The sequence below is a fragment of the Acidovorax sp. DW039 genome (assembly GCF_037101375.1).
Taxonomy (GTDB): Bacteria; Pseudomonadota; Gammaproteobacteria; order Burkholderiales; family Burkholderiaceae_C; genus Acidovorax.
On record NZ_AP029019.1, the window covers coordinates 2,565,923 to 2,591,606 of the forward strand.

General features: G+C 60.9%; 32 protein-coding genes. 1 reads left to right on the plus strand and 31 read right to left on the minus strand.

Annotation, left to right across the window (positions count from 1 at the left end; genetic code table 11):
- Window positions 1–51: 51 nt before the first annotated feature.
- From AACH87_RS11390 to AACH87_RS11540, 31 genes are all read right to left on the minus strand, one after another.
- Window positions 52–273, minus strand: a complete 222-nt coding sequence (locus tag AACH87_RS11390) for a hypothetical protein (RefSeq protein ID WP_338794545.1) — start codon at window positions 271–273, stop codon at window positions 52–54.
- Complete coding sequence (locus AACH87_RS11395) at window positions 266–2,152, minus strand: hypothetical protein (RefSeq protein WP_338794546.1); 1,887 nt, start codon at window positions 2,150–2,152, stop codon at window positions 266–268. The genes AACH87_RS11390 and AACH87_RS11395 overlap by 8 nt, the downstream gene beginning before the upstream one ends.
- A complete protein-coding gene (locus tag AACH87_RS11400; protein WP_338794547.1) occupies window positions 2,149–2,580 on the minus strand; it encodes a hypothetical protein in 432 nt (143 codons plus the stop codon). Before AACH87_RS11400 ends, AACH87_RS11395 begins: the two co-directional genes overlap by 4 nt.
- Window positions 2,577–3,572 carry a LamG-like jellyroll fold domain-containing protein gene (locus AACH87_RS11405; protein ID WP_338794548.1) on the minus strand — a complete coding sequence of 332 codons (996 nt, stop codon included), beginning with the start codon at window positions 3,570–3,572 and terminating at the stop codon, window positions 2,577–2,579. The genes AACH87_RS11400 and AACH87_RS11405 overlap by 4 nt, the downstream gene beginning before the upstream one ends.
- Window positions 3,572–4,732: a hypothetical protein gene (locus AACH87_RS11410; RefSeq protein ID WP_338794549.1), complete on the minus strand. Its 1,161-nt coding sequence runs from the start codon at window positions 4,730–4,732 to the stop codon at window positions 3,572–3,574. The genes AACH87_RS11405 and AACH87_RS11410 overlap by 1 nt, the downstream gene beginning before the upstream one ends.
- 13 nt (window positions 4,733–4,745) lie before the next feature.
- Window positions 4,746–6,653: a hypothetical protein gene (locus AACH87_RS11415; protein ID WP_338794550.1), complete on the minus strand. Its 1,908-nt coding sequence runs from the start codon at window positions 6,651–6,653 to the stop codon at window positions 4,746–4,748.
- 9 nt (window positions 6,654–6,662) lie between these two features.
- Window positions 6,663–8,312, minus strand: coding sequence for a hypothetical protein (locus AACH87_RS11420; RefSeq protein ID WP_338794551.1), 1,650 nt, complete (start codon window positions 8,310–8,312; stop codon window positions 6,663–6,665).
- Between the two features lie 2 nt (window positions 8,313–8,314).
- Entirely contained in the window at window positions 8,315–8,713 is a 399-nt protein-coding gene (locus AACH87_RS11425) for a hypothetical protein (protein WP_338794552.1), read from the minus strand.
- Entirely contained in the window at window positions 8,710–12,117 is a 3,408-nt protein-coding gene (locus tag AACH87_RS11430; RefSeq protein ID WP_338794553.1) for a tape measure protein, read from the minus strand. The genes AACH87_RS11425 and AACH87_RS11430 overlap by 4 nt, the downstream gene beginning before the upstream one ends.
- 83 nt (window positions 12,118–12,200) lie before the next feature.
- Entirely contained in the window at window positions 12,201–12,965 is a 765-nt protein-coding gene (locus AACH87_RS11435) for a hypothetical protein (RefSeq protein ID WP_338794554.1), read from the minus strand.
- Between the two features lie 9 nt (window positions 12,966–12,974).
- On the minus strand, window positions 12,975–13,442 hold the full coding sequence (locus tag AACH87_RS11440) for a hypothetical protein (RefSeq protein WP_338794555.1): 468 nt from the start codon (window positions 13,440–13,442) through the stop codon (window positions 12,975–12,977).
- Entirely contained in the window at window positions 13,442–13,948 is a 507-nt protein-coding gene (locus AACH87_RS11445; protein ID WP_338794556.1) for a phage protein Gp36 family protein, read from the minus strand. The genes AACH87_RS11440 and AACH87_RS11445 overlap by 1 nt, the downstream gene beginning before the upstream one ends.
- Window positions 13,949–13,958: 10 nt before the next feature.
- A complete protein-coding gene (locus AACH87_RS11450) occupies window positions 13,959–14,285 on the minus strand; it encodes a capsid cement protein (RefSeq protein WP_338794558.1) in 327 nt (108 codons plus the stop codon).
- Window positions 14,286–14,291: 6 nt separating this feature from the next.
- Window positions 14,292–14,735 carry a hypothetical protein gene (locus AACH87_RS11455; RefSeq protein WP_338794559.1) on the minus strand — a complete coding sequence of 148 codons (444 nt, stop codon included), beginning with the start codon at window positions 14,733–14,735 and terminating at the stop codon, window positions 14,292–14,294.
- Between the two features lie 2 nt (window positions 14,736–14,737).
- Window positions 14,738–15,673 carry a hypothetical protein gene (locus AACH87_RS11460; RefSeq protein WP_338794560.1) on the minus strand — a complete coding sequence of 312 codons (936 nt, stop codon included), beginning with the start codon at window positions 15,671–15,673 and terminating at the stop codon, window positions 14,738–14,740.
- A gap of 31 nt (window positions 15,674–15,704) precedes the next feature.
- Window positions 15,705–16,886 (minus strand): peptidase, encoded by a 1,182-nt coding sequence (locus tag AACH87_RS11465; RefSeq protein WP_338794561.1) that lies wholly within the window; start codon window positions 16,884–16,886, stop codon window positions 15,705–15,707.
- An 88-nt stretch (window positions 16,887–16,974) separates the two neighbouring features.
- Window positions 16,975–17,370 (minus strand): Mor transcription activator family protein, encoded by a 396-nt coding sequence (locus AACH87_RS11470; protein ID WP_338794562.1) that lies wholly within the window; start codon window positions 17,368–17,370, stop codon window positions 16,975–16,977.
- A complete protein-coding gene (locus tag AACH87_RS11475) occupies window positions 17,363–17,803 on the minus strand; it encodes a regulatory protein GemA (RefSeq protein ID WP_338794563.1) in 441 nt (146 codons plus the stop codon). Before AACH87_RS11475 ends, AACH87_RS11470 begins: the two co-directional genes overlap by 8 nt.
- A gap of 3 nt (window positions 17,804–17,806) precedes the next feature.
- Window positions 17,807–18,052 carry a hypothetical protein gene (locus tag AACH87_RS11480; protein WP_338794564.1) on the minus strand — a complete coding sequence of 82 codons (246 nt, stop codon included), beginning with the start codon at window positions 18,050–18,052 and terminating at the stop codon, window positions 17,807–17,809.
- A gap of 324 nt (window positions 18,053–18,376) precedes the next feature.
- Window positions 18,377–18,595, minus strand: a complete 219-nt coding sequence (locus AACH87_RS11485; RefSeq protein ID WP_338794566.1) for a hypothetical protein — start codon at window positions 18,593–18,595, stop codon at window positions 18,377–18,379.
- A gap of 2 nt (window positions 18,596–18,597) precedes the next feature.
- On the minus strand, window positions 18,598–19,125 hold the full coding sequence (locus AACH87_RS11490; protein ID WP_338794567.1) for a host-nuclease inhibitor Gam family protein: 528 nt from the start codon (window positions 19,123–19,125) through the stop codon (window positions 18,598–18,600).
- A 10-nt stretch (window positions 19,126–19,135) separates the two neighbouring features.
- The gene (locus tag AACH87_RS11495; RefSeq protein ID WP_338794568.1) at window positions 19,136–19,387 is read right to left on the minus strand and encodes a hypothetical protein; all 252 of its coding nucleotides are present in this window, start codon (window positions 19,385–19,387) and stop codon (window positions 19,136–19,138) included.
- Window positions 19,388–19,396: 9 nt separating this feature from the next.
- Complete coding sequence (locus tag AACH87_RS11500) at window positions 19,397–19,609, minus strand: hypothetical protein (protein WP_338794569.1); 213 nt, start codon at window positions 19,607–19,609, stop codon at window positions 19,397–19,399.
- Complete coding sequence (locus tag AACH87_RS11505) at window positions 19,606–20,214, minus strand: hypothetical protein (RefSeq protein WP_338794570.1); 609 nt, start codon at window positions 20,212–20,214, stop codon at window positions 19,606–19,608. The genes AACH87_RS11500 and AACH87_RS11505 overlap by 4 nt, the downstream gene beginning before the upstream one ends.
- Window positions 20,211–20,459: a hypothetical protein gene (locus tag AACH87_RS11510; protein ID WP_338794571.1), complete on the minus strand. Its 249-nt coding sequence runs from the start codon at window positions 20,457–20,459 to the stop codon at window positions 20,211–20,213. Before AACH87_RS11510 ends, AACH87_RS11505 begins: the two co-directional genes overlap by 4 nt.
- A complete protein-coding gene (locus AACH87_RS11515) occupies window positions 20,456–20,611 on the minus strand; it encodes a hypothetical protein (protein ID WP_338794573.1) in 156 nt (51 codons plus the stop codon). The genes AACH87_RS11510 and AACH87_RS11515 overlap by 4 nt, the downstream gene beginning before the upstream one ends.
- A gap of 3 nt (window positions 20,612–20,614) precedes the next feature.
- The gene (locus AACH87_RS11520; RefSeq protein ID WP_338794574.1) at window positions 20,615–21,808 is read right to left on the minus strand and encodes an AAA family ATPase; all 1,194 of its coding nucleotides are present in this window, start codon (window positions 21,806–21,808) and stop codon (window positions 20,615–20,617) included.
- Window positions 21,805–23,583 carry an integrase gene (locus AACH87_RS11525; protein WP_338794576.1) on the minus strand — a complete coding sequence of 593 codons (1,779 nt, stop codon included), beginning with the start codon at window positions 23,581–23,583 and terminating at the stop codon, window positions 21,805–21,807. The genes AACH87_RS11520 and AACH87_RS11525 overlap by 4 nt, the downstream gene beginning before the upstream one ends.
- A 20-nt stretch (window positions 23,584–23,603) precedes the next feature.
- A complete protein-coding gene (locus AACH87_RS11530; protein ID WP_338794577.1) occupies window positions 23,604–24,512 on the minus strand; it encodes a hypothetical protein in 909 nt (302 codons plus the stop codon).
- A gap of 21 nt (window positions 24,513–24,533) precedes the next feature.
- Complete coding sequence (locus AACH87_RS11535; RefSeq protein ID WP_338794578.1) at window positions 24,534–24,845, minus strand: transcriptional regulator; 312 nt, start codon at window positions 24,843–24,845, stop codon at window positions 24,534–24,536.
- Between the two features lie 2 nt (window positions 24,846–24,847).
- Window positions 24,848–25,276 (minus strand): hypothetical protein, encoded by a 429-nt coding sequence (locus AACH87_RS11540; protein ID WP_338794579.1) that lies wholly within the window; start codon window positions 25,274–25,276, stop codon window positions 24,848–24,850.
- A 153-nt stretch (window positions 25,277–25,429) separates the two neighbouring features.
- Here AACH87_RS11540 and AACH87_RS11545 point away from each other — a divergent pair, with 153 nt between their 5' ends.
- On the plus strand, window positions 25,430–25,666 hold the full coding sequence (locus AACH87_RS11545) for a hypothetical protein (protein WP_338794580.1): 237 nt from the start codon (window positions 25,430–25,432) through the stop codon (window positions 25,664–25,666).
- The last annotated feature ends 18 nt before the right edge of the window (window positions 25,667–25,684 follow it).

The following is a 25,684-nucleotide window of genomic DNA, read 5'->3' on the forward strand; positions in this document are numbered from 1 at the left end:
TTCGGGGTCTGGCCAGGTGTTCCCGCACCTGACTGGATCGCCCGTCTTTTTTTAGATCTCGTCTACGACGATCGGGAGGTTGGGCGCTGGACCTTGGATCACGCCCTCCTGCACAAAGAACTTACCTCCCACGTTTGCTTGGCCACGGGCGCTGATCTGTCCACCGCCCGGTAGAGTCACCGTCGCAACTCCGCCTACATACGAGATGACCTCGCCGACTTGAACCCGGCCAGGTTCCATCAAAGCCTTGAACTCAGCAAAAAGGTTAGGCATGGCTTTCCACCTCCAGTGATTGAGTCAGCACAGGAAATTGCATGGCCACGCTGGTGGACCTAACGATTCCGGTTCTCTGGTTGCTGGCGTGGTCGTAGTAGCGCAGCACGACGCCAGGCTTGATCACCCCGGTTTGGGGCAACACCGGAAGCGTCATCTTGTGCATCAGCGCTCGCCCGGATTCGGACAGCTCTGCTCGTGCTCGCTGTTTGGCAACATCCAAGCCGGTGATCAGACGATCCATCACCATAGGCTGCTTCAAAAGCCCGCCGCCTGTTCCCGATCGGGTCAGATCTGCGGTCACTCCGAACGATTCCCCAGCTACGAAGATGCGGTTGTAAAGTGGCCGATCGATGATCTCTGTATCGTCAATCTCGCTCAGGCCAGCAGGCAAGTCGATATCCGGCACCAATTGGCTCCATTCCCACCAGGGACGTGGCCAGGCAGGCAATACACGAATGACCTGGTCAGTGTTGTGCGGCTGCAGATAGCCACCAGCAGCAGCAGCGATCGCGGATAGCGCTGTAATGTGAGTCCCCTGGTGCAACCAGGCACCACCAGGCACCAGCCAATCGCTCAGACCGAAGTCGACCGACCAACCGATGCCAACACCGTTCACCGTCAGCACATCCGTCATGAGCTGGTTGGCGGTGCGCGTAAGAGCGCTCTTAAATGTCATGACTGGGCTATTTGGCTCCGCAAGCACTGCGGACCTGCCACGGCCCGAAACCCGGATTAGCCCTTCCGCCAGGCGGCGACTCGGCCCCGTTCGCTCCCCAATCATTCGGAACGGCACGCCGTTGACCTTCACCTCCAGCTCGACTGGTTCTCCGTTGGGTCCCAGCGCAACTGCATCGTATGCAGCCTTATGGAAAGTTGCATTGAACGACCATGTCCAGGACTTGCGGTCCAGCTGCATCGAAAAGCTCTCACTCGGCAAAGGATCACTCTGAGGGGAGTCGGCTCGCCGGATCTCGACGGAATTAATCACGATATAGCTCCTACGCGGCAGAACGATCACACCCGCTGGGGGCGCTACGCTGCCAAAGCACCTGAAAACCAAATTGATCGGCAAACCACCGACCCGCTCAGCACGGAACACCAGCTCAACTGGTGGACCGGGCTTGTAGCAGGGCGGTGTCCCTGGCACCACAACAGCGCTCACCCCTGCCGGTGGCCGCATGGCTTCCTGCCACACTGCTTGCAGCGCAACGCGCACCGCCAGGGCATCGCCATGCCCCGTGCGCAGGGCCGCACGCATCCCGATACCCTCCTGCCATCGCACGCCCACAGCAGCGCGCAACCGCTCGGTCTCTTGCCAGTGAGCAGCCAACGCGCCACGCAGTGGGCTTGCCTCTTGCCACCGCACACCCACAGCAGCGCGCAGGTGCTCTGCCTCTTCCCATGCCACGCCCACCCCAGCGCGCAGGCCACGGGCTTCCTTCCACACCGCAGCAACCCCAGCGCGCAGGCGCTCAGACTCTTGCCACCGCACACCCACAGCAGCGCGCAAAGCCTCAGCTTCTTGCCAGCGAGCCACCACAGCACCCCGCGCAGGCGCAGCCTCCTGCCACCCCACGGACAAGCCTCTCGCCATGGGCTTTGCCTCTTGCCAAGCCGTAACCAGCTCCGCTCTTGTGGAGCGACTGACGTTGGCATCCCACCGCGCCTCGGCAGCCCCGAACAGGCCTGAGATTTGGCCCCCACTGGAAGCCCGCACCACAGCCCGCACCTGTGCCGAACCACGCAAGCCAGAGATCTCACCACCGCCCTCGATCTGAACGGACGGTATGGCCGGTCCCGAGCTGGCACCAAAGACCAGATCGATAGGACCGCCCTGGACAGGGCTTGCGGCGCGGACAAAGACCAGGTCTGTCATGTCAGCGCCACGACCCCGATCTGCACAAGTCCACCTGCGTAAAGCATCGGCGAGGTTTCGCCAGGCGGTGTGGCACCGCCCACGACACGCAGGCCGCCGTCGTGGTCCATATCAGTGACATTGCAGCGGGCCAGCAGCGTGCCATCACCAGCCAGCCACTCCGCCCAACGCGGCAGTCCGCCCTGCATCACCATCGCCCCGGCTGGATCTGCGGCAATCCAGACCAAGGCACCACCGATGAGCGCAGCGCAGGGCTTTGCCAAGGTGATTACGGCTTGGGGCGTGTCCGTATGCGGCTGGCCTGGGCCTGGTCGGTTGGTGCTGTAGATGCACACCGCACTGGGTGCGCTGCCCTGGTCGGCCCGCGCGATCGACGCCTGAAGATGAGCCAGGCGCAGCGCGATGCTGGCCTCCCAAGTCGCGCTCATGAGCTCACCTCCACGGGCGTTGTTTGATCAGCAGCCACAGCCTGCTTTTCCCCGGTTACATGCTGAGCCACCTCTAAAAAGGTCTGCGATGTATCGAGGCCGCGCACTTCCCAGGCCCCAGTTGCGGGGTCGCTCCAGACTTGGCGGGCCAGCTGCATATCGCGCTGGCGCAGGACTGAGACTCGCGCTTTTGTGGGCACGAAAACGCCAGGGCTGATCTCTGTCTTTGTGGTGCCCCACAAGCGTCCACTGCCACCGAACTCAGTATCGCGGGCCAGCAGCCCTACGGTTGCACGCATCACGGGTGCCGAGGATGACGCAGCAGCAGCCAGAGCGACAGCGCTCAACCTGGCGCGAGCTGGCGTACCCGCCCCATAGGAAGCCACGCCCAAAGCAGCCGCCAGCGTGCCTCCGCTGGTCACCGCATCAATGGAGGGGTTTCCGGGGGCGATCGTCACAGATTCGCCCAGCAACACGGCCCACCCATCGGGCACAAGAGGCGGCGTGAATGCAGCGGTGCGCACAGGCACCGTGCGGACTTTCATATCCGCAACGACCGCATTCAGACGGGAGGCCCCGCCATCCCAGCCATTGCGCCCCAGCAGTAACCCGGAGATCGTGAAGTCCCACGCAGCAGAGCTGCTGCCGGTGCCCGAAAGCTGCCCACCGAGCCAGATCCGCATAGCCGTGCCGGTCTTGTTCACCGCGACATGAATCCACTCGTTGATTGGTAGGAGCGATGCGGACACGACGACAGGATTGCCGTCCGCCTCATAGACGCCAGACCCACGCGCCGCATCGCTGCCGCCCACCGCAAGACGGCCAGCACGGGGGTCGCCAGTTCCGTAGACCATCACGAAGCGTGCTCCTGGGATGAACGACGAGATGCCATTGGCGACGATAGAGCCGTAGCTGCTCTCCGTGCCGCGCACCTTGAGCCAGAACTCAATTTCCCAGTCCCCAGCTCCGAAGTTGAACGAAGGCACAGCCATCAGCGCACCCAAGGCCCAGTGATATCCAGCGCCACCACGCCGCTGGCAATAGATCCAGCAGGCGGTGCGACACGCAGCACCAGCAGTTTGCGGCCCGCCAGATCATCGGTGCCATCGATCACAACGCCTGCCCCAAACTCTGCTGCGATTGAGTTGCGGATGTGATACAGGCCAGGGAGCGTGCCGCGCAGGCCCAAGCCCCAGATCTCGACATTGTTGACCAGCAGACCGTTATTTGGGCCGTTGGGGTAAGCGGCGAACGAATAGCCAGCGGAGCCGCTGTATACATCGCTTGTCAAGCCGTTGTGACCCGCACCAACTCGGCCAACGCCGAGCGAGCCACCGAGGCCGGTGTGAGCCCGCATCACGTAAGCACCGCCACGAGCGTTGCGGTGGCTGTAGCCCACACAGCCTTCTGGCACCGTGGCTACGCCAGTCTGATCGCTCTGGTTGCCGGTGAGCATGAAGGACCAAGCATCCCCGCTCTTTTCGCTTGCGAGGTCGCCGCAGTAGAGCAGCGTGAGCCGGTCCCCTGCGAGTGGAGCCACCGCCAGATAGAAGCCACGCTCATCAGCAACCAGCCACCAGGGGCGGATGGTGGCCCCTGCAGTATTGCTCTTCGGCCACCACAGGCCGCCACTGACTTGCGAATCCAACGGCACTGGACCCGTGCCATTGTTGATGTCCGCCAGAGACTCGAAAGCTCGCACGCGCGCGTTGAGCGTACCTGTGTCATCAACCCGCAGCACCGACCCGGTGGCCTCTGGCACACCCGGCTTGAGCGCGAGCAGGTTCGCGGTACCGGAAAACATCTCAGCCCAGCCTGGGCTTGCGAGCTTGCTGGTGATAGCCCCGGTTGCCGCACCGTCTGGCACGTCAGGAGCGGCATAGGTGATGCTGTTGGCCGTCGCAGAAATAACGGTTTTGAGGCCATTGAGCGCAGCGGGCACCGCCCCGGTGAATTGGGCTGTAGCGGTCGCTTTGAAAGGATGGCCGGACGCATAAGTAGCGGTCGCAATGCCACCAGCCACCGTCAGCGAGGACACCGTGCCCGCGCCAGCACCGGTGACCAAATATGTCTTGAGGATGTTGCTCAGCGCCCCAGCTACTCCAGTGAGCTGCAGAGCGTTGGGCATGGTGTAGTCGAATGGATAGATCATGTTGATTCCTCTCTTACAGACCGCTCTCAGGGGGGCGGCCAATGTCGCCACGTTGGACAAAAAAGCTCTTGTCTTCGATGCCAGCAGCAGCGCCAGGCTGAACGCAGCGGATCAGATCCACAGCAGCCTCAGCCCCCACCGTGTCGATGAACAACACGTTGCCCGCCGCCCAAGATGAACCCCAGCCCGCTGCCTTGACGGTCATGTACGGCGCACCCGCCGCCGCGTTCATGGGGCTGAAGTCCTCATTGATGGAGCCGCTGGCGATCTGCCCCAGGTGCTGCCCGAACAGGTCAAAGGTGATGCGATCACTGCGAATGCGCAGCGCCCAGCGCTCTGTGATCGCGCCCCGGTTGTTGACGGCAATGGGGTTGTCCTTGACGTTGTAGGTGCCTGGGGCTTCCCCGATTGCGGGATCCACGCCATCGAACCAGGACACTCCGTTCCAAGATGCCTGGTCGTACACACGAGGCACGCGAGCGAAGCGATCACCGAAGCGCAGGGCGGTGGAGAACACAGCGCCCTCAGGAAATCCATAGCCAATGGGCTGCGTGAGGCGCACTTTGCCGTCGATACGCACTTCAGCGACCTGGCGGTAGACTTCAGTGCGCGCGATCACGCGCACCTCTGGCGGGTAGCCGGTCAGATCCGTGAAAGTGACTTTCCCCGCATCGAGATCCACCGTGTAGCCGGTGTGTATCTCTGCCCCAGTGGTGCCGAGGACTTGCACAAATGAAAGGCGCTGGTGGCCTAGGTCGTAAACCATTCCAACCGCAGGCGCGAACGCCGATGCACCGCCATGGGTGACACCGATCACAGCCAGGTCACCGGGTCGCACAAAGGGCACCAAGCCATCCGAGGGCAAGGCAGCCGGGTCCAAACCCATCAGCGACACATCCACCGGCAGATAGATATAGGTCACTGCGCTGTAGCGGATCGTCGTCGGGTCCACTGGCCAGGGCCGCCAGATCCTGCCTGGCTGCACAGCGCCCACGTCTGCAGATGAGTACCACCACTCCAGCTTCTGGGCAAGCGTGAGTTCCACATCAGGCACGAAGTCGCCGAACTGCAGCTCCACGCTACCCCGAGAAAACTCGATCCGACCGCGCATGTGCGGGCCGGTGATATTGCCCTGGCCATCGACCGACGATGTGAGGGTGTCGCCCTTTAGATCAGTGGCGGTGAGGACAAAACCACCCGCGCCCGCTTGGACTGGGGCCGCGTCTGTATTGAAGAAGACGGAGGCTGCGCTCCACTGGTTTTTGGTAGTCCACAAGCTCAGGAGCTGAAAGTCTGTTGGGCCAGTACCGCCGACCACGTAATCGGTCATGAGTGCCAGGCAGGCCTCGTAATCGATCCTGCCACTGGCGATGCCGGGATTCGTGTCGGTGCGGCCCCGATAGATCTGCCCCTCGTAGTCGGAGTAGATCTGCCCCATCCAGCGAAACTGCACTGATCCAGGGATTGCACGGTCGGTGGTGAGCGGGGCCAGGTCGATTACCACGGGCGGCGGCGTGAATGACATGGTCTTGTGCACGGGCACGCCGGGGCCGGTTGCATAGGTGGCGATCAGCGTGCCGATCATTTCTTCCCCGACGCTCGTAGTCCCGTATGAGCCGCCCTTTGCGCTGTTACTGCTGGGTGGCTGGCCGGTCTTCTCAAACTCCGCAGCGCTCTCATGGTCGCTGCGGTAATTGGTCGTGCTACGGTCGAGGGATACCGCGCGTAGATTGACCGTTTTGGCTGTGTAAGCCACGGTACCGGTACCGCCTCCGAGATTGCCCGCACCATCGTCGGACGCGGTGCGAGTGACGACGATGCGCCCATCGGTGGTCGAGCTGGACTCTTCCGTCAAGGTTGCACTGTTCGAAGCCGATGAAACTATGGCGACTTGGGCCAGTCGCATTGCGTTGCCTTCCATGGCTGTTCCTTATCCTTGCTGTTGTGTGATCGGCAGGTATGCGCCGGTGTAGGTAACGTCGCTGGTCTTCGTCGCGGTCGTCGTGCTGAGCGTTCCGCCGCTTGTATTGCTGACCGTGCGCGCCGTGGTCCAGCGAAGCTGGAGAGACTTGGTAGCGGGCTGCTGCGCGAGCGTGAAATTCACATACCCAGCAGAGTCCGGCGCAAGGCCGGTAAAGGTCTCCTGCACGACAGAACGCAGATCACAATCAATTTCGAACTGCGCTCCAGCGTCGGGCATGACGGTGGGGCGCAGCAATACAAGGCGGCTTGGATAGTCAATCCGGCCCGAGGCAGCTCCAGCGAGCTGGCCGGAGCCGTTGTCAGTGACAGTGCGAACGACGCCGCCGCTGAGGTACTTCAGCTGCAGAGAACCAGGCACCACTTGATCTGTCACAGCATCGGCGTCGATCGTGAAAGCGAACTCAGGCGCTCGCACGCTCGCACCTTGGTTTGAGCGGTCTGTGTAGGCGATGCGGCTACCGAAGCTGATATTGATCGAGCTGCCGATATCGGGAATTTGCCGCAACGTGAAGGTCAGCGAGCCAGTGAACAGACTCACAACCCCGCTGCCCGCACCCTCCAGGCGTCCCGTTCCGTCATCCACCAATACGTACCGCTGGCCGAGTGCCCAGTACTCTACAGTTGTGGTCCCGGCTTCTGGGAGCGGCGTGAGCTGCTCGACAAAGATCGCGCCCGCGTTTTCCTCTGCGATGCGGATGCGCCGAGAGTGTGGCGTGATGCCGACCTCTACACGACGCGGAGAGGTCGCAAGCACCAGCGTTTGCCGTGCGCCTGGGCGCTGGTCCACCGATGCCACGGTGGTGCGGCTGTTGGGCACCACACGGACATAGACGCTTGAGAGCTGCAGCCAGTTGTCATTGATCTGGGTTGCAGCAGTGAGGCGAGAGGCGCTGTAGAACAGACCCGAGTCAGAGTAGATCGTCTCCCTGATGATCGTTTTGTTAGCCTGCCGCGCGTAAGTGCGACTAGGTGGCGATCCCGGAAAGTCCGCAGGCAGGCCGTCAAATAGCTCACAGGTTGTGACCTGGGCTTCAAAGTCGACGAGCACGTTGTTGATGATTTCGGTGAATGTGCGCGTCTCCGTAGTCAGAGCCTTGATCCGAACGCGAGCCCGCCGCTCACCCGCCAGGCCTTCGTTGTAGACGAGGACGTATGTCTTGCCGATAGAGGGCGGTTTCATACCCGGCCTCTGCAGGACCTGCATGGACTTCATAGTGCTGTATGCGGCTTCGAGCAAGTAGCCCGCCCACTCCGATCCTGCCGACATGCCGCTTTCAATGCGCTTCGCGATCTGGGCACGGGTCGCAAATGGGTCTTTCAACGTGAGCATCACGATGCTCACATTCGGGTCAGCAGGCGGCTCAGCGAGGATCACATTCGACCCCATGAACGGAGTCGTATCAGTGTTTCGCAGCACGCCGAAGATCTGGTAAATCTCCACCCGGCCAACCGTGCGGGTCTCTTCGCTGATATCAGGGAAGATCTCATTCGACCGCCCGCTGGTCAGCAGCTGGGCCGATGGCGGGCCGCCCGACTCTGGCGCGTCGTTCATGCTCACCGAGCGCGCAAACAAAATATCACCGGCAAGTAGCGGCATCTTCATACCTCCATGAATTTGAAAAATGGCGTGTAGAGCAGCTCGGGCTTGTGCTCCCCGTCCTGAAGCCTCCAGATCGGCTCGGCCTGGAAGGCCGCACCTTGGGTGGCATCAAAAACCACGGTCCGGGCGACACCTCGCACCAGCAGACTGAACTCGGCACCGCTGATGGATGCCCAGGCATAAAGCTGGTCGCAGGTAGCGCGAGTTATCCAAGCGTTGGATGCACGGCCATCCAAGGTGATGGGACGGCCTGCTTTGCGCTTCCCGGTGTGGACGATCAGCGAGCCTTCAGTCCCCCAGCGGTTCTCAGATACCACCGGGCTCCAGGAATACTCATCGGTCCAGACCAGCCGGTCAGAAAGCTCCAGCTCTGTGGTTTGGTAGGTCAGCGTGATCATTGAACGACCCCTTTGCCCGTTGTCAGATCACGCAGCAAACGCTCAGTCGCAGATTGGGATTCAGCGTCTGCAAACTTGACGGTAGTCTTGGTGCCGTTCAGCGTAATGTTGGAAACATAAGTGTTCCCGCCGGTAGCGGCACTTGTGCTACCGCTGCTGGTGGACGTGGAGCCTGACGTCGACGCCTTGGGCTTGGTGTTTTTGCTGTTCTCGTATTGAAGAATGGCGGCAGCTTCACTTTTTCCGCTGTCGTTGTACTTGTAGTACTCCGCCATTTTTCCTAGAGCCTCAGCAAGCGTGCCGAACTTCCCTGCCCATTGCTTCTGAGCGGCTGATGCTTCGTAGTCCACACCGCCTTGACTGTTGAGGAACTGCTTGGACAGGCTTACAGCAACTGCTTCCTCCAGGCCTGCACTCTTGAGGTAGTCCACGATCGAGGACTGCGTCCAGACGAACTGCTGCTGCACATTGCCTTTGGCATCGCTGGTCATGCCCTCACGGTTACGGAATTGGTTCCCACTGCTGCCAACTTCTTCGACACCGGCCCCCAGCTCCTCGCCCTTTGAACTGCGCCGACCAGGTGCAAATGGCCCTCCGGCAGTGTTGGCCAGGCGGTTCAGTGCCGTGGTCTGCTGCTGGATCGAGTTGGTGGTGTTATCGGTTGAGCCTTTGAGCTGACCTTGCACATTGGAGAGATCCCGCAGCTTGTTGGCCGTGGTTTCTGCGATGTCACCCTCAAGACGCTTCACCTCCGCAGCTTTCAGGGCCGCCTCGATTTCAAGCTTTTTTGCACCGTTGTATTCACCAGCGGCGATCAGCTCAGCCTTTTTTGCCTGGGCGCTGGCGATCGCGGCCTCGGCTTCAATCCGCTTCGCTTGTGCTGTCAGGTTGAGCAGCTCGATCTCCAGTCTGCGGATCTCGTTTTGAGCGGCAATGGCACCGCGCTCATCCCCGCGCGCCTTGGCGACCTCATAGATGCGCTGTTGCTGCTCCATCGCAAGCCGAATGGTTGCGGCCTGGACGTCCAGGTCGGTGAGCTGCAGGTTCCGCTTAGCCTCGATCGCCCGCATCTGGTCCTGCAATGCATCGCGGTACACCAGTGCAGCCTTACCGGCCTCCAGCTCTGCCTTTGTCACATCTTCAGCAGTAGCCTTGCCTGCAGCTCTGGCAGCGCGTACTTCCTCCAGCTTGGCCTTGGTGCGCTCGTATGCGTCACGCAACTCACCCAGGCGCGCGCTGTTGTCCTTGTATGCCTCTGCCTCGGCCTTGGCTTGTTCAGCGGCAAGGCGGCCTGAGCGGGCCTGAGCCACAGCCTTATCCGCATCCTGCTGACGAAGGCCAATTTGTTTCTCTAGGTCGGTGATCTGCTTCTTTCTCGCGTCGTCCACCACAGCCATCTGGGCAACTTCGGCCTGCAATGACTTGAGTTCCTCCTTCATGGTCTGCAGTTCGGCCAGCTTGAGGGCTGCAAGCTTCTGCTGCTCTGCAGCGACCTTTGCAGCAGCAGCAGCCACGGCTGCACGCTGTTCGGTCTCAGTGCCGAATGCTGAGGCCAACGCGACTGCAGCCTTGCCTTCAGCTTCGCGAGCTACAAGGCTCTTTTCTTGCTCCGCAATCTGCTCACGAATGGATTCAAGAACCAACCTGTAGCCGTTTTGCAGCTTGATGAAGTTGTTGGAGCCGTTCGCAGCCGCAGTTCCGGCTTGCTCAGTTTTGGCCGCCAGATCCTGAGTAGCAAGGGCTGTAATAAGCGCCTGATCGCCACTGGCCTTGATTGCCGAGCGCAGCACCTCGTTGTGAGATGCCGCCCGAAGCAGCTTGTCCTGAGCTTCCTTCTCGATCTCATCGAATGCGGTCTTTACGCCTGAGAAATCCCAGTTGGCAACGGCTGCAGCGATGGTGCCGATCGTCTTACCCATGCCGACGAGGGACATGTCCAGCAGAACGATTGCCCCCTGAGCAAGCTCGGCGGCTGTCTTCACGGCTGACAGCCCACCCGACTTGCCGATGTTGTCGGCCATCTCAGTGAAGGTGTTCTTGACGTTGGTGAACTCTTGGCTCAGGGTCTGAGCCTCGGGCGCACTGCCATAGATTTCCTTCAGCCCCTTGGTAAGCGCAGGGAACAGATCACTGGCCGCGATCTTCCCTTCTTCCACTAGCTTCATCAGCTCAGCGGTTGTGATGCCCATGCCCTTGGCTGCAGCGTTCAAAGCGCCAGGCAGAGCCTCGCCGAGCTGGCCGCGCAGCTCTTCCGCCTGCACGACCCCCTTGCTAGCCATTTGCGACAAGGCCTGGAGCGCATTGGTGGTCTCCGCGCTACTCTTGCCTGCCTTGCCCATGGCCGTGGCCACAGCTTCGAACACCTGGCGCGTTGGTTCACCCTCTACGGCTGTGCCCTTGGTAGATGCAGCCAGGCTGAGAAACGCCTTGCCTACCTCGGTGACATCGGCACCAATGCGAACGGCCACAGTTCGCACAAATTCAAGCTCTTTTGCAGCTTTCGCCGCGTCTCCCGTGACTGCAGTCAGGCCGCTTTGCAGCTGCTCCATCTGGGCTGCAGCGGTCACCAGTTCGCGGAAGGTGAAGGCAGCGCCCAATGCGCCAGCCATCTGGCCCAGCAATTGGGACAGGTTGCTCACCCGGTTGCTGAGCTGGTCAGTGGTATTTGCCGCGTTCTTCTGAGCTGAGCCCATGTCGCGGGTGCGTTGTGCTGCCTGGTCGGCTGCAGCAGCCTGTACGCGCAGGGACTTGGCGTAGTTCTCGGACGCCTGCAGCTCCTTTGCCGTTGCTGCAGTCAATGGGCCGAGCGCGGACAGTTCTTCACGTTTGGCGGCAGTCGCTGCATCCACAGCGGTCGCTTCAGCACGTTTGGCACGGGCAATAAGGGCCAGCTGGTCGGCCTCAGACTGGCGCAGCGCAGTCAGCGCACGGGATGCCGCAGCTTCATCGCCCTGAGCCTGCGCTGCTTTGAGGCGTGCCTGTTGCTCAGCCTGTGTCGCAGCCAGGTGCTGGCGCTGTAGCTCGATTTCCGACTGCTCGGCTTGCAAGCCAGCCTTGATGGCCCTGGTCTTTTCGTCGACCGCCTTCGCCAGGTCGCCCAGCTCGGCCCCTGCAGTGGTTGCGGCCTGCGCGGTGCTTTTGAGGCTGCTGGCAGCGTTCTTCTCAGCTTCCGTCAGCTGGTTGACGTCGCCTTTGGCTTGCTCGGCACTGTCACCTAAGCCAGACACAGCCTTTCCGGCATCTTTGCTGGCAGAGTCCAGGCGGTCGACACCAGAGCCAGCAGCAGTAGCAGCCTGGGCGAGTTCCTGGGTATTGCCTTCAATGTTCTTCAGGTCGCCTGCGAGCTGGTCGATGCCTTCTCTTTTCAGGCGAACCGTGAAGTCGATCTGGTTGTCATTGGCCATGATGCACGAGGTGGGTATGGGTAAAGAAAAGGGCCGCGCACCGCCTGGTGGAGCGGCAGGCGGCCCTCAGCCGTTGCGGCTGCTTAGCTCATGCGGGTGCGGTAGTACTTGCTGATCCCTGCGCCCGTCTTGGTGGGGTCCATAAGGACCGTTCCCTCGACATCGAGCGAGTTAAAGCCCTTGCCCACCAATGTCAGCGCCTTCGTTACGCCCTGCGAAGCGCGGAAGATGTCCACCACCACTGGCTTGCCGTTGTCGGCTTCGTTCAGGCCGCCGAAGATGAGCTGCAGCTCCACCGCCTTGGTCGTGAGCGCCTCGATCGCGGCGTATGCCCCATAGCTGTAGCTGATCCACAGCTTGTCGCTTTCGGTGATGTCTTTTGCATCAGCCAGCACGAACACACCTTCGGGGCGCACCTCGTAGTTGCCAGCCATGGGCACAGGTGTGGCTGCTCCGGCTGTAGCCCCTTTCTTGACAGCCACAGCAGTGGGGCTGATGTGGGTGAGTGGCAGCAGACCACCCAGCGTAGCCACAAAGGGCTCATCCGTGGCGGCACCAGCCCCAATGGCTTCCACCGTGCCGAGGACAGACCGAGCCAGGTTGACCACATTCAGATCGGCCAGCTTGGCTTTCATCTTGACTTCCTTGACGCGCCGCACTTCGGCATGGGTGCCACCGCCCAGCGTCGTCATATCCTCCTGCGTCTGAACGTCTTCAGAGTGCTCCACGGAAAGCTCCAGCACGTTGCCGACAGGCATTGGCTGAGCCAGTGTCCCGTAGGCACGGGCGTACACCTGTCCCACCGTCATGGTGGGCTTGTAAATTTGCTTGATCACATCGACTGGCATAGCTGGTTCCTATAAAAGATTTGCAGAGGTAAAGACCGTTTCCACCTGGAAGGCGAGCGGTACATAAACGAAGCCCGATACATGACCGGCCCCCGGACCAGGTCCCAGGCGCATAGGCCCCGCGACGTTGGGCGGGCGAAAGCCCATCAGTGCAGCACCAGCTCTGGCGGCAAGTTCCCCGGCCTCAGCTCTGGCAGCCTCACCTGTCTTGAGGGTGCGGACGTTCCGCACCGTGGAGACGATCAGCCAGGTGTGCTCCAGGTTGGACACTTGACCGTCCGCTCGGGAGTTCAGCACCCGAAAGCCGTTCCAGATCACATGCACCGCAGGAGTCGGCTGGTTCTCTTCTTTCACAAGGGCAAGATCAGCCGCCGTGAGCACATGGACTTGAGGACGCATGTCGGCGAGGCATTCCTGAAGCCGGGCCACGATGAATGGCTCGGGCGCGAGAAAGTTGTTGCGGTGTGCGGCGGTCATCAATAGCCCCCCCAATCGAAGGCCGAGCTAGGCGCACGCGTCACCATGTGCCCCGCTGGCTGCGAGACCTCGGTATCGGCACCACCCAGGCTGACGACCCCCTTGTTCAAGTCAACCAGATACTGGTCCGCCCAGGCCGCACCACGGCGCAACTCTTCAGGCACATATGCGCCATACAGCCGCTTGAGCGCGATCGCGGCCACCGCTGCAGGAAGACTGCTGCCCTGCACCAGGTCGGCTGCCAGCGGCATCTGTGCGCGGTAACGGGGAAACAGGTACGTGTCAGCGTGCTTGCTGGCACGGCTGAGAGCGTCCTGCAGCCGCGCCAGAGCAGCCGTCGCGACTGCAACATCCTCCGCTGACCAGGCGCTGGTATCGCCCGCTGCCGAAATGGTGGCCAGGAGCTGGGCATCGAGCGCGGCGTCAGGCGCACCCCGCTGTGCCAGCTCCCGCCAGCCATCCGTGGCAGCGTTCACCAGGTCGGTCAATGTGGCGTATGCAGACACGGCGACCTACTCAGCGCAACACGCGGATGATTTCGCCAGCTGCGCCAGCTGCATCGCGAGCGCGGCCTGCAGCCACACCAGCGGCCAAAGTGATCGCACGGCCATTGGCATCGCTCTGCACTTGTGCACCGGCTGCTACTGCCCCACCGGCCTCGACCAGGATCTCGCCATGGGTCGCAACGGAAGCCTGCTCACCGGCATCAAACGAGGTCACGGGCACACCGAGAGCAGCATCAGTTGCCCCTGCAGTAGCACCTGCGAAGTTTGCAAACCGGAAGCGGGACAAGGGGCCTGTGGCCAGGATGGTCGTCGCCATCAGGATTTTTTCAGTCAGCATGTCTGCTTACTCCTGGGTAGTTTGGGGAGCCGTTGCGACGAGGTGACCCAGGCGCTCAGCCTGCTCGGGCGTGAGCACAATGGACTGGCCTACGTCGTAGAACTTGCCGTCATGGCGAATGGGTACTGTGCGCACCGTGTAGTGCCCTGCGTCGTCAGGCGCAGCCTGCTGCACCTGAGCGATGGCAGTGATCTCTGCCTCACTGACAGCGTTGGCGGCAGGGTTGCTGCTTTCGGCGGCTGTTAATGCCGAGCCAGCTTCAGAGCCATCTTTCGGCGTTTGAGCAGAGGCCTTCTGCGCTTCCACGTCCGTCTGGCTGGTCTCCGAGGCCACCGACTGAGGAGCTGTGGTGGCGGCACCATCAGCGCCAGGCGTATTGCTGGCGTCGAGCTGGCCCGCTGTGGTGCCGGGCTTGTCATTGCCTTTGTCCTTGGGTTGGTTCTTTGCCATGATCAAGCGGCTCCCTGTACCAAATAGCCAGCTTCAGCACCCAGCATGTAGGGCCGGAAGATGTCTGTGTTGCGGATGATTTCCAGCTTGCCGTCCTCGGTGCGGGTGTCCACAACCGGGTTGCCCTTCTTGCGCAAGGTGTAGCCAAAGCTGGGCTCATAGGGCGAACGCACCGGGGCGTCACCAGCTGCAGCGGGCGCAGCCTTTGGCACGTAAGCCAGCACCAGGTTTCCGCCCCACAGGTCGGTGACGACACCGTTGTCTGTCGAATAGATGCCTTTGCCCACCACGATGTTTTCGATCTCGAAAATCTCGCGCAGATCAGCGATCTGCACCAGGCGGGAACGGGTGTCGCTCAGGATCGCCTTGAGCTTGGGGTGGCGTTTGAGTGCACGCCAGGCCTTGTAGCCGATCGCCATAGTGTTGGGCTCTTTGACGATCTTGTTGCGCACAGCTGCTTTCGCTTCGTCCACCACGCCTTCAGGGTCGCTGCTGGGGTCGGTGAAGACTGAACTGCCGGATAGGGCGATCTTGTTGCCTGCGGGGTAGTTGGCCGGGTTCTGCGTAATGGAGGCCACCATCGCTTCGTGTCGCAAGCGGATGCCTTCCACCACACGGTTGGTAGCGTGGGCTTGCAACGGGAAGGCTGCTTCAGCGTCTTCGCGGTAGTCGATCGGGTATTCCAGATCGTGCTCGTCCAGGCTGATGTCGATGCCGTCGACGTCATCCGGGTTGATCCGGTTGGACTTGGCACGCAGTGCGCGCTCGGTCGCATACAGCCGGAACACGTCCTTGCCGAAGCGTGGAATCTTGCCGCCTTCTTTGTCCAGCGTTACGAAGGGCAGCAGCTGGTCGCCGATGAATTCGGCGTTGCTGTAGCCCAGTGCGAGCGCACTGAGGACCGGGTCCACAACACGCAGTTTGCTCAAACGTCCCATGGGTACTTCTCCTGGTGGGTATGGGTTGGAATTACTTGCTGCGCATCACTGCGTGAGCTGCGGTGGCGTAGTCGACCTTGTTGGTCGCTGCGTAGGCGCGGATGCGCTTGTCCTGGGCCACGCGATCAGGGTCAGCGCCTTCGGCAAACTCCACGGGCGTCTCGGTGCCGCTGTCGCCATGGATGCCAGAGGCAGCGCGATCGCGGGTGGCCTGCTCGCCAAACTCCACCTGGCGGGGTAGCGCCTGGATGAATTCGCGGAAGACCTGGTGCAAAGGCTTTTTCTGATCGCCCTCACCAAACTCGACATCCGCTACGGTCTGCAGCTGCGTACCAATCGCTGCCACCTGCGCAGTGGCAGCGGCAGGAATGCGCGCGTCCGTTGCCATGGATTCGGCAAAGGCGACGTTTTCAGCATGGACGGCCTGAGCAATACGCCTGGCTTCAGCGTCCCGCAGCTCCTGGAGCTGCCGCTTGTTAGCTTCGTTTTCAGCGCGTAAACGCGCGGCTTCTTCTTCGGTCACGTTGGACTCCTGTGGTGGTGAAACTTGGGTGTTGTCCTCTGCAAAGGCAGCAGGAAGAGATGCCGCCTCGCGAGCAGCGTTGATGTCTTCAGCCGCGCCCAGCTCAAGAGCGCGCACGTCGTAGTTGGGAATCACCCGGTCTGCTTCCTCCAGACCGAACTTGCTCACGATCCATTCGCGGATGGAGCGCAGAATGTTTGCCGTCGTCATGGCGTCCCATTCGCCAAACTCGACCCCCTCGCGAAAGCACACACAGCCGTCGTCGGCTTCAGAGAACTCTGGGTCGTCCAGGCCCTTGACGCCTGGGGGATGCGCGCCGAGGAAGCCTATGTGGCGCAGATACCAGACACCAGGCACGGGGTTGTTGGCGTCGGTGGGGCGGTAGAACTTGGCTGAAATTTTTTCGTAGCGCCCATCTCGCACGCTTTCAGCAAAGGCGGGGTCCACTTTGATGGGGGTAGCGAACAAGCCGCGCTCATTGACGGTGAGCTGAGCGGCCCAACCCATGGCGGGGTCATCAATCTTGGGATGACCGATGACCAGCGGGGCCTTGCCCTTTTTGGGGTCGTATGCCTTTGCCGTGGCTTCCAGGTCGGCCTGGCTGAACTCGATTACCTCGCCAGCAGCCGTGGTCCACTGACCAGGCTTGAAGATGTGCAGAGGCTTTGGGGAAGAGGAAACTTGTGGCATGGACCGCACTGTCGCGCGGCGTGGGTCTCTTGCCTAAATCAAGCGTTTGAACGTTTTTATGACGCTGCCTCGCGCGCGTGAGGCAGGTTTATTCGAGGTTCAGCCGACCCTGGCGGCGGCTGAGATCGTCCTGGGTCATAGCGTCCATGATCTGGCGGACGCGTGTAGGAGTGAGGTGGTATTCGCGCGCCAGCTCGTTGTAGTTGCGGCCTGAGAACCGCTCGTACATCTCGCGGTCGCGCAGGCTTGCACGATAACGCAAACCCTTGCCGAGGTAGAAGTTGCGCCCCCCTTCTTCGGCGCTCAGTCGCTCGGTCTGGCGTAACGCCAGCGTGGCCAGTTTGTAGAGGCGCTCTGGCGTCGGAGCTGTCTCTTCATCTTCCACGAGCTGGACGAACAACCACTCTGCGATGGTGCGCAGGTTCTCTGGGTAGTTCTCGTCCAGCTGCTGGTGCAGCGGGGCCAGCTGCTGCCATTCAAGCATCTGCAGCCCCCCGCTGTTGCCAGACCTTCAAGGCTTCAATCAACGTGTCGAGCTGGGCGCTGTTGGCAAAGCGCAGGGCACTGACGTGCACAGTGCGCTCCACCCATGCGTTCAGGGCAGTAGCGCTGGTGTTGCGCAGCACACCGTCGCGGCCAAGCTGGTTCCATAGAGCCCAGACCTTGCGCTCCTTTGGGCTGGCTTCTGATTTAGCGGCTGCAAAGCTGCGAGCTGCAGGGCGTCGCTGACCGGCCTTGACGACTCCCATGCGCTCGGCCAGGGCCTGCATGTGGCCGCGCACCCGCTGACGCTCGCTGTCGCTCATATCCTTTGTGCTTTCCTTCTTCGTGATGCCCTTGATCAACACGCGATAGTCGCTGTCCGACAGTTGGAGCTTCGACTTCAGCACATGGATGGCGGCGATGTGGTTTGCCATGGTTCACCCCAGCAGAGCAGGACCGAGCCACCAGTTCCACAGCCCCAGCAGGCTGCAGAAGAGAAATACCCATTGCTGGACGTGCAGCGCCCACTGACGCTGCCAAGCACTTACGGTGAGCCAGCCCACATTGCTGACAACGAAGGCACCGAATCCCAAGCCTGGAAACGAGGGCAGAGCCAGCAGCAATGCCCCGACCATACCGAACAACGATGCAAGGGAAGAAATGAACAGAGTGACGAAATTCATGGTTTTTTATCCTGCGGCGTTTAAGGCCCTGTGCGCCTGATAGGCACCAATGCCCCGGCTGATTCTTTTGGGACGAATTGGGACGGGTCTATGCCCGTTCCCGCTGCTTTCGGAGTGATGCAAAGACCCGGTGTTCTCGGACACCGGAAACCGGGAGTCGCCGCGCCAGCCCCTTTCGGGGAGGAGGTCTCGTGGTGATGCAGTGGCACATCAGCACGGTGGCACTCGATTCCTGCGGCAGTTGAGACCCGTGGAAGGCCGTGGCACACACCGCTTGCCACACCGACCTATCGCACCCCAAGGTGGTCGGTTGTGCGTGAAAATTCAGTCAGAGTGCCGAACTGCTGCCTGTGGCTCATGCCGGTCGCAGATGGCTGTGGCCGTCACCCGGAAGTCATACCGACCACACTCCCAGCGCGGCCCCTCAGTAGGGGCAGCATGGTCGGCAAACACCTCCGCGCCATGCTTGCAGTTACGGCAGCTCGGGCGCTGGTTGGCGGTTTTGTAGCCAATCGCAGCCTGGCGGGACTGGATGCTGCCCATGCTCAAGCCTCCTCGGCCTCGCTGGTAGCCGCCTTCAGGAGGGCATCCACCATCTTGTCAACTTCGGAGTCCACGGGTTTGACGACGCATTTGTCGCCCGAATCCAATACCTTGACACCGATCTTTTTCAGGTCGGTAGCGCTCATGTTGGACAGTGCGTCCTTGACAGGCTCCTCCCTGGTGCGAATCAGCACATCCACCTGGTCGGGAAAGTGCTTCTTGATTCGCGCGACAACCGAGTCGGCGTCGTCAAAGCTGAGAGAACCTTTGGCCTTCGCATAACCGACCTTGATGCCCGACAGGACTTGTGTCTTTGGCCTTGAGAAGCACTCGGGGTGCTGCTCAACAAGGGCTCGGAGCCTGGCCTCGGTCTCTGCAGCCTTGGCGAGCGCTCGTTTGATAGAGGGCAAATGCTCGCGATTCAAGGCCGCTTGGGCATCTCGCAGGGCCGTCACTCGCTCGCTCAACAACGAACGGGCCTGCGAATGCACCTCTGCAGCTTTGGTAATGGTTTCAAGTGCGGTTGTCATGGATAACCTATCAGTGTTTGGTGACTGCCATGGGGCCGATCTGGCCCAGGGCGATGGCTTCAACTGCCTTGAGCAATACAGGCGGTACTTCATGCAGGCGACCTGTTTTGAGGGCAGCAGTAAGGTAGGCACTCAGCATCGAATTGAGGGCGATATCGACAAGCTCCGACTGCTGACTGACAAACTCCTGGATACGAAGGGACAGTTGTTCAGTGCGATCGAGCATCTCCTCTTGGGTCATGGTGACGAGACCTTTATCCATAGGGCCTCCTCAGCAGCGGTAGCCACGGCTGGCGATACGCTGATAGTCCAGCGCACCAGGCCGAAGGACCGGCGAAGGCTCAGGCCGGTACACAGGGCCATGCATCACGTTGATCTGCGGAGGCAGAGCCAGGTTTGGCAGTGGCGCGGATGCCTTCTTCGGCTTGTTGGGCGAGCCAACAGGACGGCCTCCGCGTTGGTTTGTGTCTAGGTGCTTGCTCATTTGTTTTCACCTCCTTTTCTCTGGGCGATCTGTTCACGCATAGCGCGCACTGTGGGACTCATGCCACCACGGGCGGGGGCGGGCGCTGCAGGCCGGGGTACGGGCGTCGGGGCCTGCACCAGGTCGGCCACGCTGGCGGGACCATTCACGGTGGCGGCACGCGGGCCGGTGCGCAGCTCCTGCTCACGCTGAGCCTCAGCAGCAGCCTCCTGCTTGTTGGTCATGCCGCTGAGAATGGAGAACAGATAGCCATGGCCACTGAGCGGCAGGGTGATCCGTTCGTTGGCACGCATGCTCAGCATTTGCTCGATGGCTGCAGCCCAGTTGGTCAAAGGCGCATCCCAGTCGCGCCCCTTGAAGCTGATGGATCGGGCTTCCAGGCCTGGCAGCAGCTGAGAAATCAGCTTCAGCTTTTTGGCATTGGTCAGCCGCTGAGTGGGCGGCGTGAACAACGTCAGATACTGGAGCACCAGGTTAGCCAGGGGCACGCTCAACTGAACCAGCCGGTCAAACGTCCTGTTCGCTTCCTGGTGTCCCAGGATCTGCTCGAACGTGAGTTCGGCACTGCACACCGGGCAGGCAAGCTTTACGGAAGCTTCCTTCACAGAGGCCACCCCCGCACCTGCACATAACCAGCAGCGCTGCCGATCACAACCGCTACGGCCAGCAGCGAGATCCAGTCAATCATTTGGCGCGTGAGGCGACGACTGACCCGGCGTTTGCCGTGCTCAATTGCGCCCGGTGCGAAGTAGTAGCCCCCTGGGGGCAGGCGCTCTGTGTCATGCCGGGTGCAAGAGCATCCAGCGCGGCCTTGGCAGACGCCCAGTTCTTGGCAGGTACGTGTCTTCATTGGGAAGCCTTCTTGATGAGTTTTGCTTTGATGCTCTTGGCCTCAGGCCAGTCGGCCATGGTTTGCTCCACGGCCTCGCAGCTCGTGGCAAACAGGCCGGGGAAGCTGAGGCGACCTGTGGCTGTAATGACGGTGATTCGGTACAGCGCCATAGCTCAGCAGCCTTCGATTACCTGCGCGTCAACCTGTGGCCAGCCAGCTTTGGCGGCGGCATTCATGGCGCGGCAGACCAGGTTGTTCACAACCAAGGGATAGCACTCGCTGCGGGCATCGCTTGGTTTCCCCCCGCGTGGGATGTGCACCAAGCGCGCACGGATTGCGTCTGCGGCATCTGGGGCGAAAACCTGCTCGTATTTCAGTTCGAACCGAGCAAACTTGTGCCGCAGATAGCTCTCCAGCTCGGCGTCCAGCGGCTCCAGCTCGACGATCTCGCAGCGCTGGGCCACCTCGCGCACGTCTGCGTTTTGGCTTGAGAGGCGATCACGCAACTCGGGTTGGCCGATCAGGGCTACGCCTACCAGGCGCTGCATCCCGTCTTTGAGTTCGATAAAGCGCTTGAGGTGCTTGAGCGTGGCGCTGGGCAGGCAGTGAGCCTCCTCAATCACCAGCAGGTGGCGGCGACCGGCGCGGCGGCTTGCCTTGAGGAGGTCATGTACCTGGCGGAAGCGAGCCTCTGGGCTGCTTTTGACCTTGAGTTGAGGGTCGAGGGCTGAAGCAATGGCCTCTGCAATATGGCTGGACTTGAGCGTCTTACCCTTCTGGTCGTTGGCTTCCATGGCCAGGACGTATGGGCGAATAATGACGATGTCGCGCTTGTCTGCCTTGATGCGCTCCTCCAGATCCTCGGCAAGGGTTGTCTTGCCTGCACCGCTTTCGCCCACGACCGCGACAAAGCCATGGTGTTGGGCGCAGTCCATCAGTGTGGCGCGCACGTAGCGCACGCTGTTGGTCTGATGTACGTCATCAGGGCTCTGCACATCGTCCAGGAAGGGATTGCGTGGCAGATTGAAGTGCTTGCGAGCCAGAGGGCTCAGAGATTCGTTTTGCAGTAGCATGGTTTCTTCCTTTGAGGTTTCGGTTGGTTTCTGAACTTCAGGGGCGGCCCCGTCGAGGTGCGAACTCGCCGGGGCCAACTTCTTGGGCGTCGTGAAAAGTGCCAGTAGCTGGGCTGGTGTCGCCCCGTGCTTGCGCAGGCACTTCTCCAGGGATTTACGGACAGTTGTCTCGCCACGGGCAGGCCACACGCCATGGGTGACCAGACGACTCAGGGCCGAGCGGCTCAGCCCGCTTTCGCGACGAAGCTGCGACTGGCTCAAGCGCAGTTCTTCGAGTACTGCTGCCAAAGTCATGACGCCCCCCCGGCCACTACACGCAGACCGCTACGGACAGTCAGACGGGCATACAGGGCATCGAGCTCGCCCTCAGGGACACCATCTGGATACCAAGCACGGAGGTTGGCGGTGACCTCGCGGGTCATCTCCAGCCCCTTCTGGCGTAGGGCCGAAGCAGCCTCAAAGCCCGTAAGGACGCGCTCTGGTGGGGTGGTAACTGGCGTAGTGACGGATGGATTGAGATCCGTGCCACGGCGCGGCAGGAAAGTGCGCTCCGGAGCCTGCTCGATGACCTTTCCGGGGTCGATTCGGCCACCAAACGGCACCGCCTTTGCCTTGCGCTTTGCCTCGACTTCTGCGTCAGTAGTGGCGTCGTATGCGAAGCGGTCGACTTCCTTGCGGTTGGCCTCAAGTCGGGTGTCTGAAGGACGCTTCCAGTCTTCTCCGATCACGTTGCCATCCAGGCGGAAGCCTGCATCGTCGCGGGCAACAACTGGAACGCTGTGGAGTACTTCATTGCCGTCAGCATCGGTATCCACCACCATGGCTGCATCCAGCACCCATGGGTTGGTCGCAATGTTGAGTTTCTCCCCGACCATGACGTTGGGTACATCGCGGACATCGAACTCACGTCCATTGAAAGACACCGTGAGAAAGTCGGTGACCTTGCGGCTGACGGGTGTCTCTGTGAGCAACGCACGACAGACTTCCTCGGGCGGGGCCACGCGGAGTTGCTCTGCATTGATGCTGAGCCATGCATCGACCCGAGCCTTGCCATGGCGGCTGTGGATCTTGTTGGCGTTGAACCAACGCGACCAGCGACGAGCCTGGCCGTTCAGTTCGCCCAGGTTTCTCACTGGGCGCAGGCGCAGGCCAGCTTCAAAGCTGCGCTCGATCAGGTCACGAGTTTTTTCAATCTGGCCCGTTGCGCGGGCATTGCCTGGCGCGTGCGGGATGGTCTTTACTTGCAGACGGCGCGCGAGGTTGGCAAACAGACCGCTGGTGTTGGCGCTGCCCATGTCCATCATCAGAATGAACGGCACGCCGTGAAACGGATCGTCCTCACGCTTTTGGATGGCGTTGATGAAGACGTCGGAAAGATTCGCACCGCTTTCTGCGCCCAGCACGTACTGCAAGTAGACCGAAGCGGAAAAGTGATCAGAGATCTCGTAAGACCAAACCCGGTCAGATTCGATGCGCTTGAGATTGGCGGGCTTGTTCTTGTAGAACTTGTCGTACTCCATGACCTGCAATCCGCTTTCCGACTCAGTGCGAGCGTTCAGGTAATAAAGAACGCAGAGGGAAGCATCTACCTGCCAGACGTGGTTAGGGTGCAGGCTTCGAAGCTCTACCGCAGGCGCAGGTCGGTTGAGTTGGTCAGGGTGGAGGTTGTAATGGCGCAGGGCGCGTGCAATGGCGCTATCGCTCAGAGGCACGACCTCACCGGTCGCGGTATCGACACGCTCGGCACGCACCTCGCCATTGGCACGCAGTACCTCGACAGCTTGGCCGATGGACATGAGACGCTTATTGGTCTTGCGGTGACTCGTCATGAGCACCGCCGAGATAGCGACCGCTTCAGCGCGAGTCAACGAGACACTGCCTGAATCGCTGCGCTTCTTTCTCTCTTGCTTCACTGTGATCGTTCCTAGGTGGCGGTGCAAAGTGGCATGACTCATTCCCAGCTCGGCGCAAGCGGCGTCATAAACTGCCTGCTTGGCTCCATGAGGTGCCGCCTGTGCTGCCTGGTGCACCTGGACCAGGCGGCTGACGATGACGGGGTTGAGTGGCATGGGTTACGCAGTCGTCTGGCTTATTTGGACCACTGGCTCACTTCAGCCGCCAGTGCGTTATCTGCAGCAGTCGCGACGTCCGGCAGGTTGAACTCTTCGCGCAGTGCTGCCAACGCGGCAGTGACCTGGCCGACGAGGCCCGCCATGAAAACTGATTGATTGGGCGCACCCTCAGGGACATCGTTGAGTGCTACCAGCGCGGCGCGCAGCCCACCCGTGACTGACCCCAGGGCGTCATTCATCTTTTCCGTGGCTTCCTTCTGCAGATCCGCAAGAGCCTCATCGGGAGTCACTGTGGCGATGCGTTTGACCTGCGCTCGCAGCTTGTCCATCGCAGCGTTCTTGTCCGCCAGCACCTTGTCTACGGCTGTCTTCTCAGCCCGCACCTCGCGCAAGGCTGATCTCAACTCCTTCACGGACATGGTGGCTACGTCGTCCAGAGAAAGCTCACCGGTCTGCCCAGTGAGTTCCAGTTCCTCGATCTGTTCGTCGTCCAGGACGAGCATTTCGAAGAGCTTTGTTTGGTTCCCCACCGCTTTCAAAAGCGGCGTTGACGCCGCGTTTGCAAACTTGGCGGCTGATGCCATGAACTTCTGAGCTACCCGCACCTCAATGCCTAGCACTTCCAGGCGGGCCGTGAACTGGCCGTGAGGGCAAGCCGCCTTCAAAACCGCCAACCCTCTACCGACTTCAAGGCAGGCTTCAACGCTACGACGCATGTTGGCTGCGATATCACGTTGGATCAGGTCGGGGTCAGTGACGTCTGCAGGTAATTGATAGCCCAGTTGTTGAGCAACAGCACGAACTCGGGTCTCGGTCTCACGCTGAACTAAGGCAAGCTGGTTCGCAGCACTCACGTCTTCAGTGATGGCGCTTTCCAGGATCATTGGCTCTTTGGAAATGGGTGCAGGTGTGGGTTTACGAGGCATTTGCGACTCTTGGGTCCAGGATTAAAGAGATACGGCGTAACGGGCGCTGACGTCTTCCAGCTGCTGCTTGGCTTTACTCATGTTGGTGGCGACCGTTGTGGCAATGCGAACGAACTGAACACCCAATCGCCAGCGGTTGGTACCGGCAACCATCTCGACATAGCCAGTGGTTGCGAGTGCGGGCAAGTTCTGGCTTACCCAGCTCGGCGAGACGTCAATACCCTTTGCAATTTCGGTGGGCGAAAGGCCGAGAATTTCGTGCCCAGCCAGCAGCCGGAACAGCGCGCAAACTCGACCAATGGGTGATGCGAGCGAATAGTTTTTTTGGCTCATCTTTAGAACTCCAACTCTGGTGTGGCGTACTGCGCCACGTTGTGGTGGTGAAAGGCGACTTGCTCAAGGTGCTGACGAAGAGCGGCGAGAGTGGCCTCCGCGTCAGCTTTCTGAGGTGTCGCGTAGAAAGTGGTGAGCAGTTGCAGTGCTGCTGCACAGCTGCTATTCATGTCGAGTAGCTCTGAGCCCTCGGCTTTGCGGCCCGTGGGCATGGGCACCACAAGCCGACCGCTACTCGCAGCCAGCCATTCGCTGGCGTAATGGCATCCGCATGCCAACTCGTAAGCGGGCAGCAAAATCCCAGGCATGCGACCCGTGGCCAACCACTTGTAGAGGCTGTCGTGTGTCACGCCCATGCGGTCTGCGATGCGCTCGACACTGAGGTGCCGTTTGCTCTGGGCTTCTTCCTTGCACAGCCTGAGGGCATGCACGAAGCTGATCGCGCGCTGTCGTTTCGAATTCGACCGGATCATTGGAAGCCCCCAACCAGAGACGCTTCCAAACAAATGGTCCGCTGGAATGCGCTCAACAGGACCTTCTGCAGGCAAAGTTGAGCCAACAAACGAACACGAAAGGAAGTCGAAATGGACACCGCTGCAATCGAAAAGCTGGCAGGTCGCATCGAAGGAATGAGCCGCGCTGTACTGCACATTGCCGCCGCACTTGAGGACAAGGGCTTGATTGATGGTGTGGCCTTATCGGCTGCATGGCGCTCGGCAGTACCACCAGTGCAGCGCTTATTCGTCGCAGGACAAACACTGGAGCAGCTCGCCTGGGCTTTGGATGACGCACGTATGCACAGGCAAGCACACACACATTGATGCCAGACTGCAAACTGA

What these genes read in the sequence shown, in the direction of transcription:
- AACH87_RS11390 (WP_338794545.1), bottom strand. Translation starts at nt 273, where the DNA reads ATGCCTAACCTTTTTGCTGAGTTCAAGGCTTTGATGGAACCTGGCCGG.
- AACH87_RS11395 (WP_338794546.1), bottom strand. Translation starts at nt 2,152, where the DNA reads ATGACAGACCTGGTCTTTGTCCGCGCCGCAAGCCCTGTCCAGGGCGGT.
- AACH87_RS11400 (WP_338794547.1), bottom strand. Translation starts at nt 2,580, where the DNA reads ATGAGCGCGACTTGGGAGGCCAGCATCGCGCTGCGCCTGGCTCATCTT.
- AACH87_RS11405 (WP_338794548.1), bottom strand. Translation starts at nt 3,572, where the DNA reads ATGGCTGTGCCTTCGTTCAACTTCGGAGCTGGGGACTGGGAAATTGAG.
- AACH87_RS11410 (WP_338794549.1), bottom strand. Translation starts at nt 4,732, where the DNA reads ATGATCTATCCATTCGACTACACCATGCCCAACGCTCTGCAGCTCACT.
- AACH87_RS11415 (WP_338794550.1), bottom strand. Translation starts at nt 6,653, where the DNA reads ATGGAAGGCAACGCAATGCGACTGGCCCAAGTCGCCATAGTTTCATCG.
- AACH87_RS11420 (WP_338794551.1), bottom strand. Translation starts at nt 8,312, where the DNA reads ATGCCGCTACTTGCCGGTGATATTTTGTTTGCGCGCTCGGTGAGCATG.
- AACH87_RS11425 (WP_338794552.1), bottom strand. Translation starts at nt 8,713, where the DNA reads ATGATCACGCTGACCTACCAAACCACAGAGCTGGAGCTTTCTGACCGG.
- AACH87_RS11430 (WP_338794553.1), bottom strand. Translation starts at nt 12,117, where the DNA reads ATGGCCAATGACAACCAGATCGACTTCACGGTTCGCCTGAAAAGAGAA.
- AACH87_RS11435 (WP_338794554.1), bottom strand. Translation starts at nt 12,965, where the DNA reads ATGCCAGTCGATGTGATCAAGCAAATTTACAAGCCCACCATGACGGTG.
- AACH87_RS11440 (WP_338794555.1), bottom strand. Translation starts at nt 13,442, where the DNA reads ATGACCGCCGCACACCGCAACAACTTTCTCGCGCCCGAGCCATTCATC.
- AACH87_RS11450 (WP_338794558.1), bottom strand. Translation starts at nt 14,285, where the DNA reads ATGCTGACTGAAAAAATCCTGATGGCGACGACCATCCTGGCCACAGGC.
- AACH87_RS11455 (WP_338794559.1), bottom strand. Translation starts at nt 14,735, where the DNA reads ATGGCAAAGAACCAACCCAAGGACAAAGGCAATGACAAGCCCGGCACC.
- AACH87_RS11460 (WP_338794560.1), bottom strand. Translation starts at nt 15,673, where the DNA reads ATGGGACGTTTGAGCAAACTGCGTGTTGTGGACCCGGTCCTCAGTGCG.
- AACH87_RS11465 (WP_338794561.1), bottom strand. Translation starts at nt 16,886, where the DNA reads ATGCCACAAGTTTCCTCTTCCCCAAAGCCTCTGCACATCTTCAAGCCT.
- AACH87_RS11470 (WP_338794562.1), bottom strand. Translation starts at nt 17,370, where the DNA reads ATGCTTGAATGGCAGCAGCTGGCCCCGCTGCACCAGCAGCTGGACGAG.
- AACH87_RS11475 (WP_338794563.1), bottom strand. Translation starts at nt 17,803, where the DNA reads ATGGCAAACCACATCGCCGCCATCCATGTGCTGAAGTCGAAGCTCCAA.
- AACH87_RS11480 (WP_338794564.1), bottom strand. Translation starts at nt 18,052, where the DNA reads ATGAATTTCGTCACTCTGTTCATTTCTTCCCTTGCATCGTTGTTCGGT.
- AACH87_RS11485 (WP_338794566.1), bottom strand. Translation starts at nt 18,595, where the DNA reads ATGGGCAGCATCCAGTCCCGCCAGGCTGCGATTGGCTACAAAACCGCC.
- AACH87_RS11490 (WP_338794567.1), bottom strand. Translation starts at nt 19,125, where the DNA reads ATGACAACCGCACTTGAAACCATTACCAAAGCTGCAGAGGTGCATTCG.
- AACH87_RS11495 (WP_338794568.1), bottom strand. Translation starts at nt 19,387, where the DNA reads ATGGATAAAGGTCTCGTCACCATGACCCAAGAGGAGATGCTCGATCGC.
- AACH87_RS11500 (WP_338794569.1), bottom strand. Translation starts at nt 19,609, where the DNA reads ATGAGCAAGCACCTAGACACAAACCAACGCGGAGGCCGTCCTGTTGGC.
- AACH87_RS11510 (WP_338794571.1), bottom strand. Translation starts at nt 20,459, where the DNA reads ATGAAGACACGTACCTGCCAAGAACTGGGCGTCTGCCAAGGCCGCGCT.
- AACH87_RS11515 (WP_338794573.1), bottom strand. Translation starts at nt 20,611, where the DNA reads ATGGCGCTGTACCGAATCACCGTCATTACAGCCACAGGTCGCCTCAGC.
- AACH87_RS11520 (WP_338794574.1), bottom strand. Translation starts at nt 21,808, where the DNA reads ATGACTTTGGCAGCAGTACTCGAAGAACTGCGCTTGAGCCAGTCGCAG.
- AACH87_RS11525 (WP_338794576.1), bottom strand. Translation starts at nt 23,583, where the DNA reads ATGCCACTCAACCCCGTCATCGTCAGCCGCCTGGTCCAGGTGCACCAG.
- AACH87_RS11530 (WP_338794577.1), bottom strand. Translation starts at nt 24,512, where the DNA reads ATGCCTCGTAAACCCACACCTGCACCCATTTCCAAAGAGCCAATGATC.
- AACH87_RS11535 (WP_338794578.1), bottom strand. Translation starts at nt 24,845, where the DNA reads ATGAGCCAAAAAAACTATTCGCTCGCATCACCCATTGGTCGAGTTTGC.
- AACH87_RS11545 (WP_338794580.1), top strand. Translation starts at nt 25,430, where the DNA reads ATGGACACCGCTGCAATCGAAAAGCTGGCAGGTCGCATCGAAGGAATG.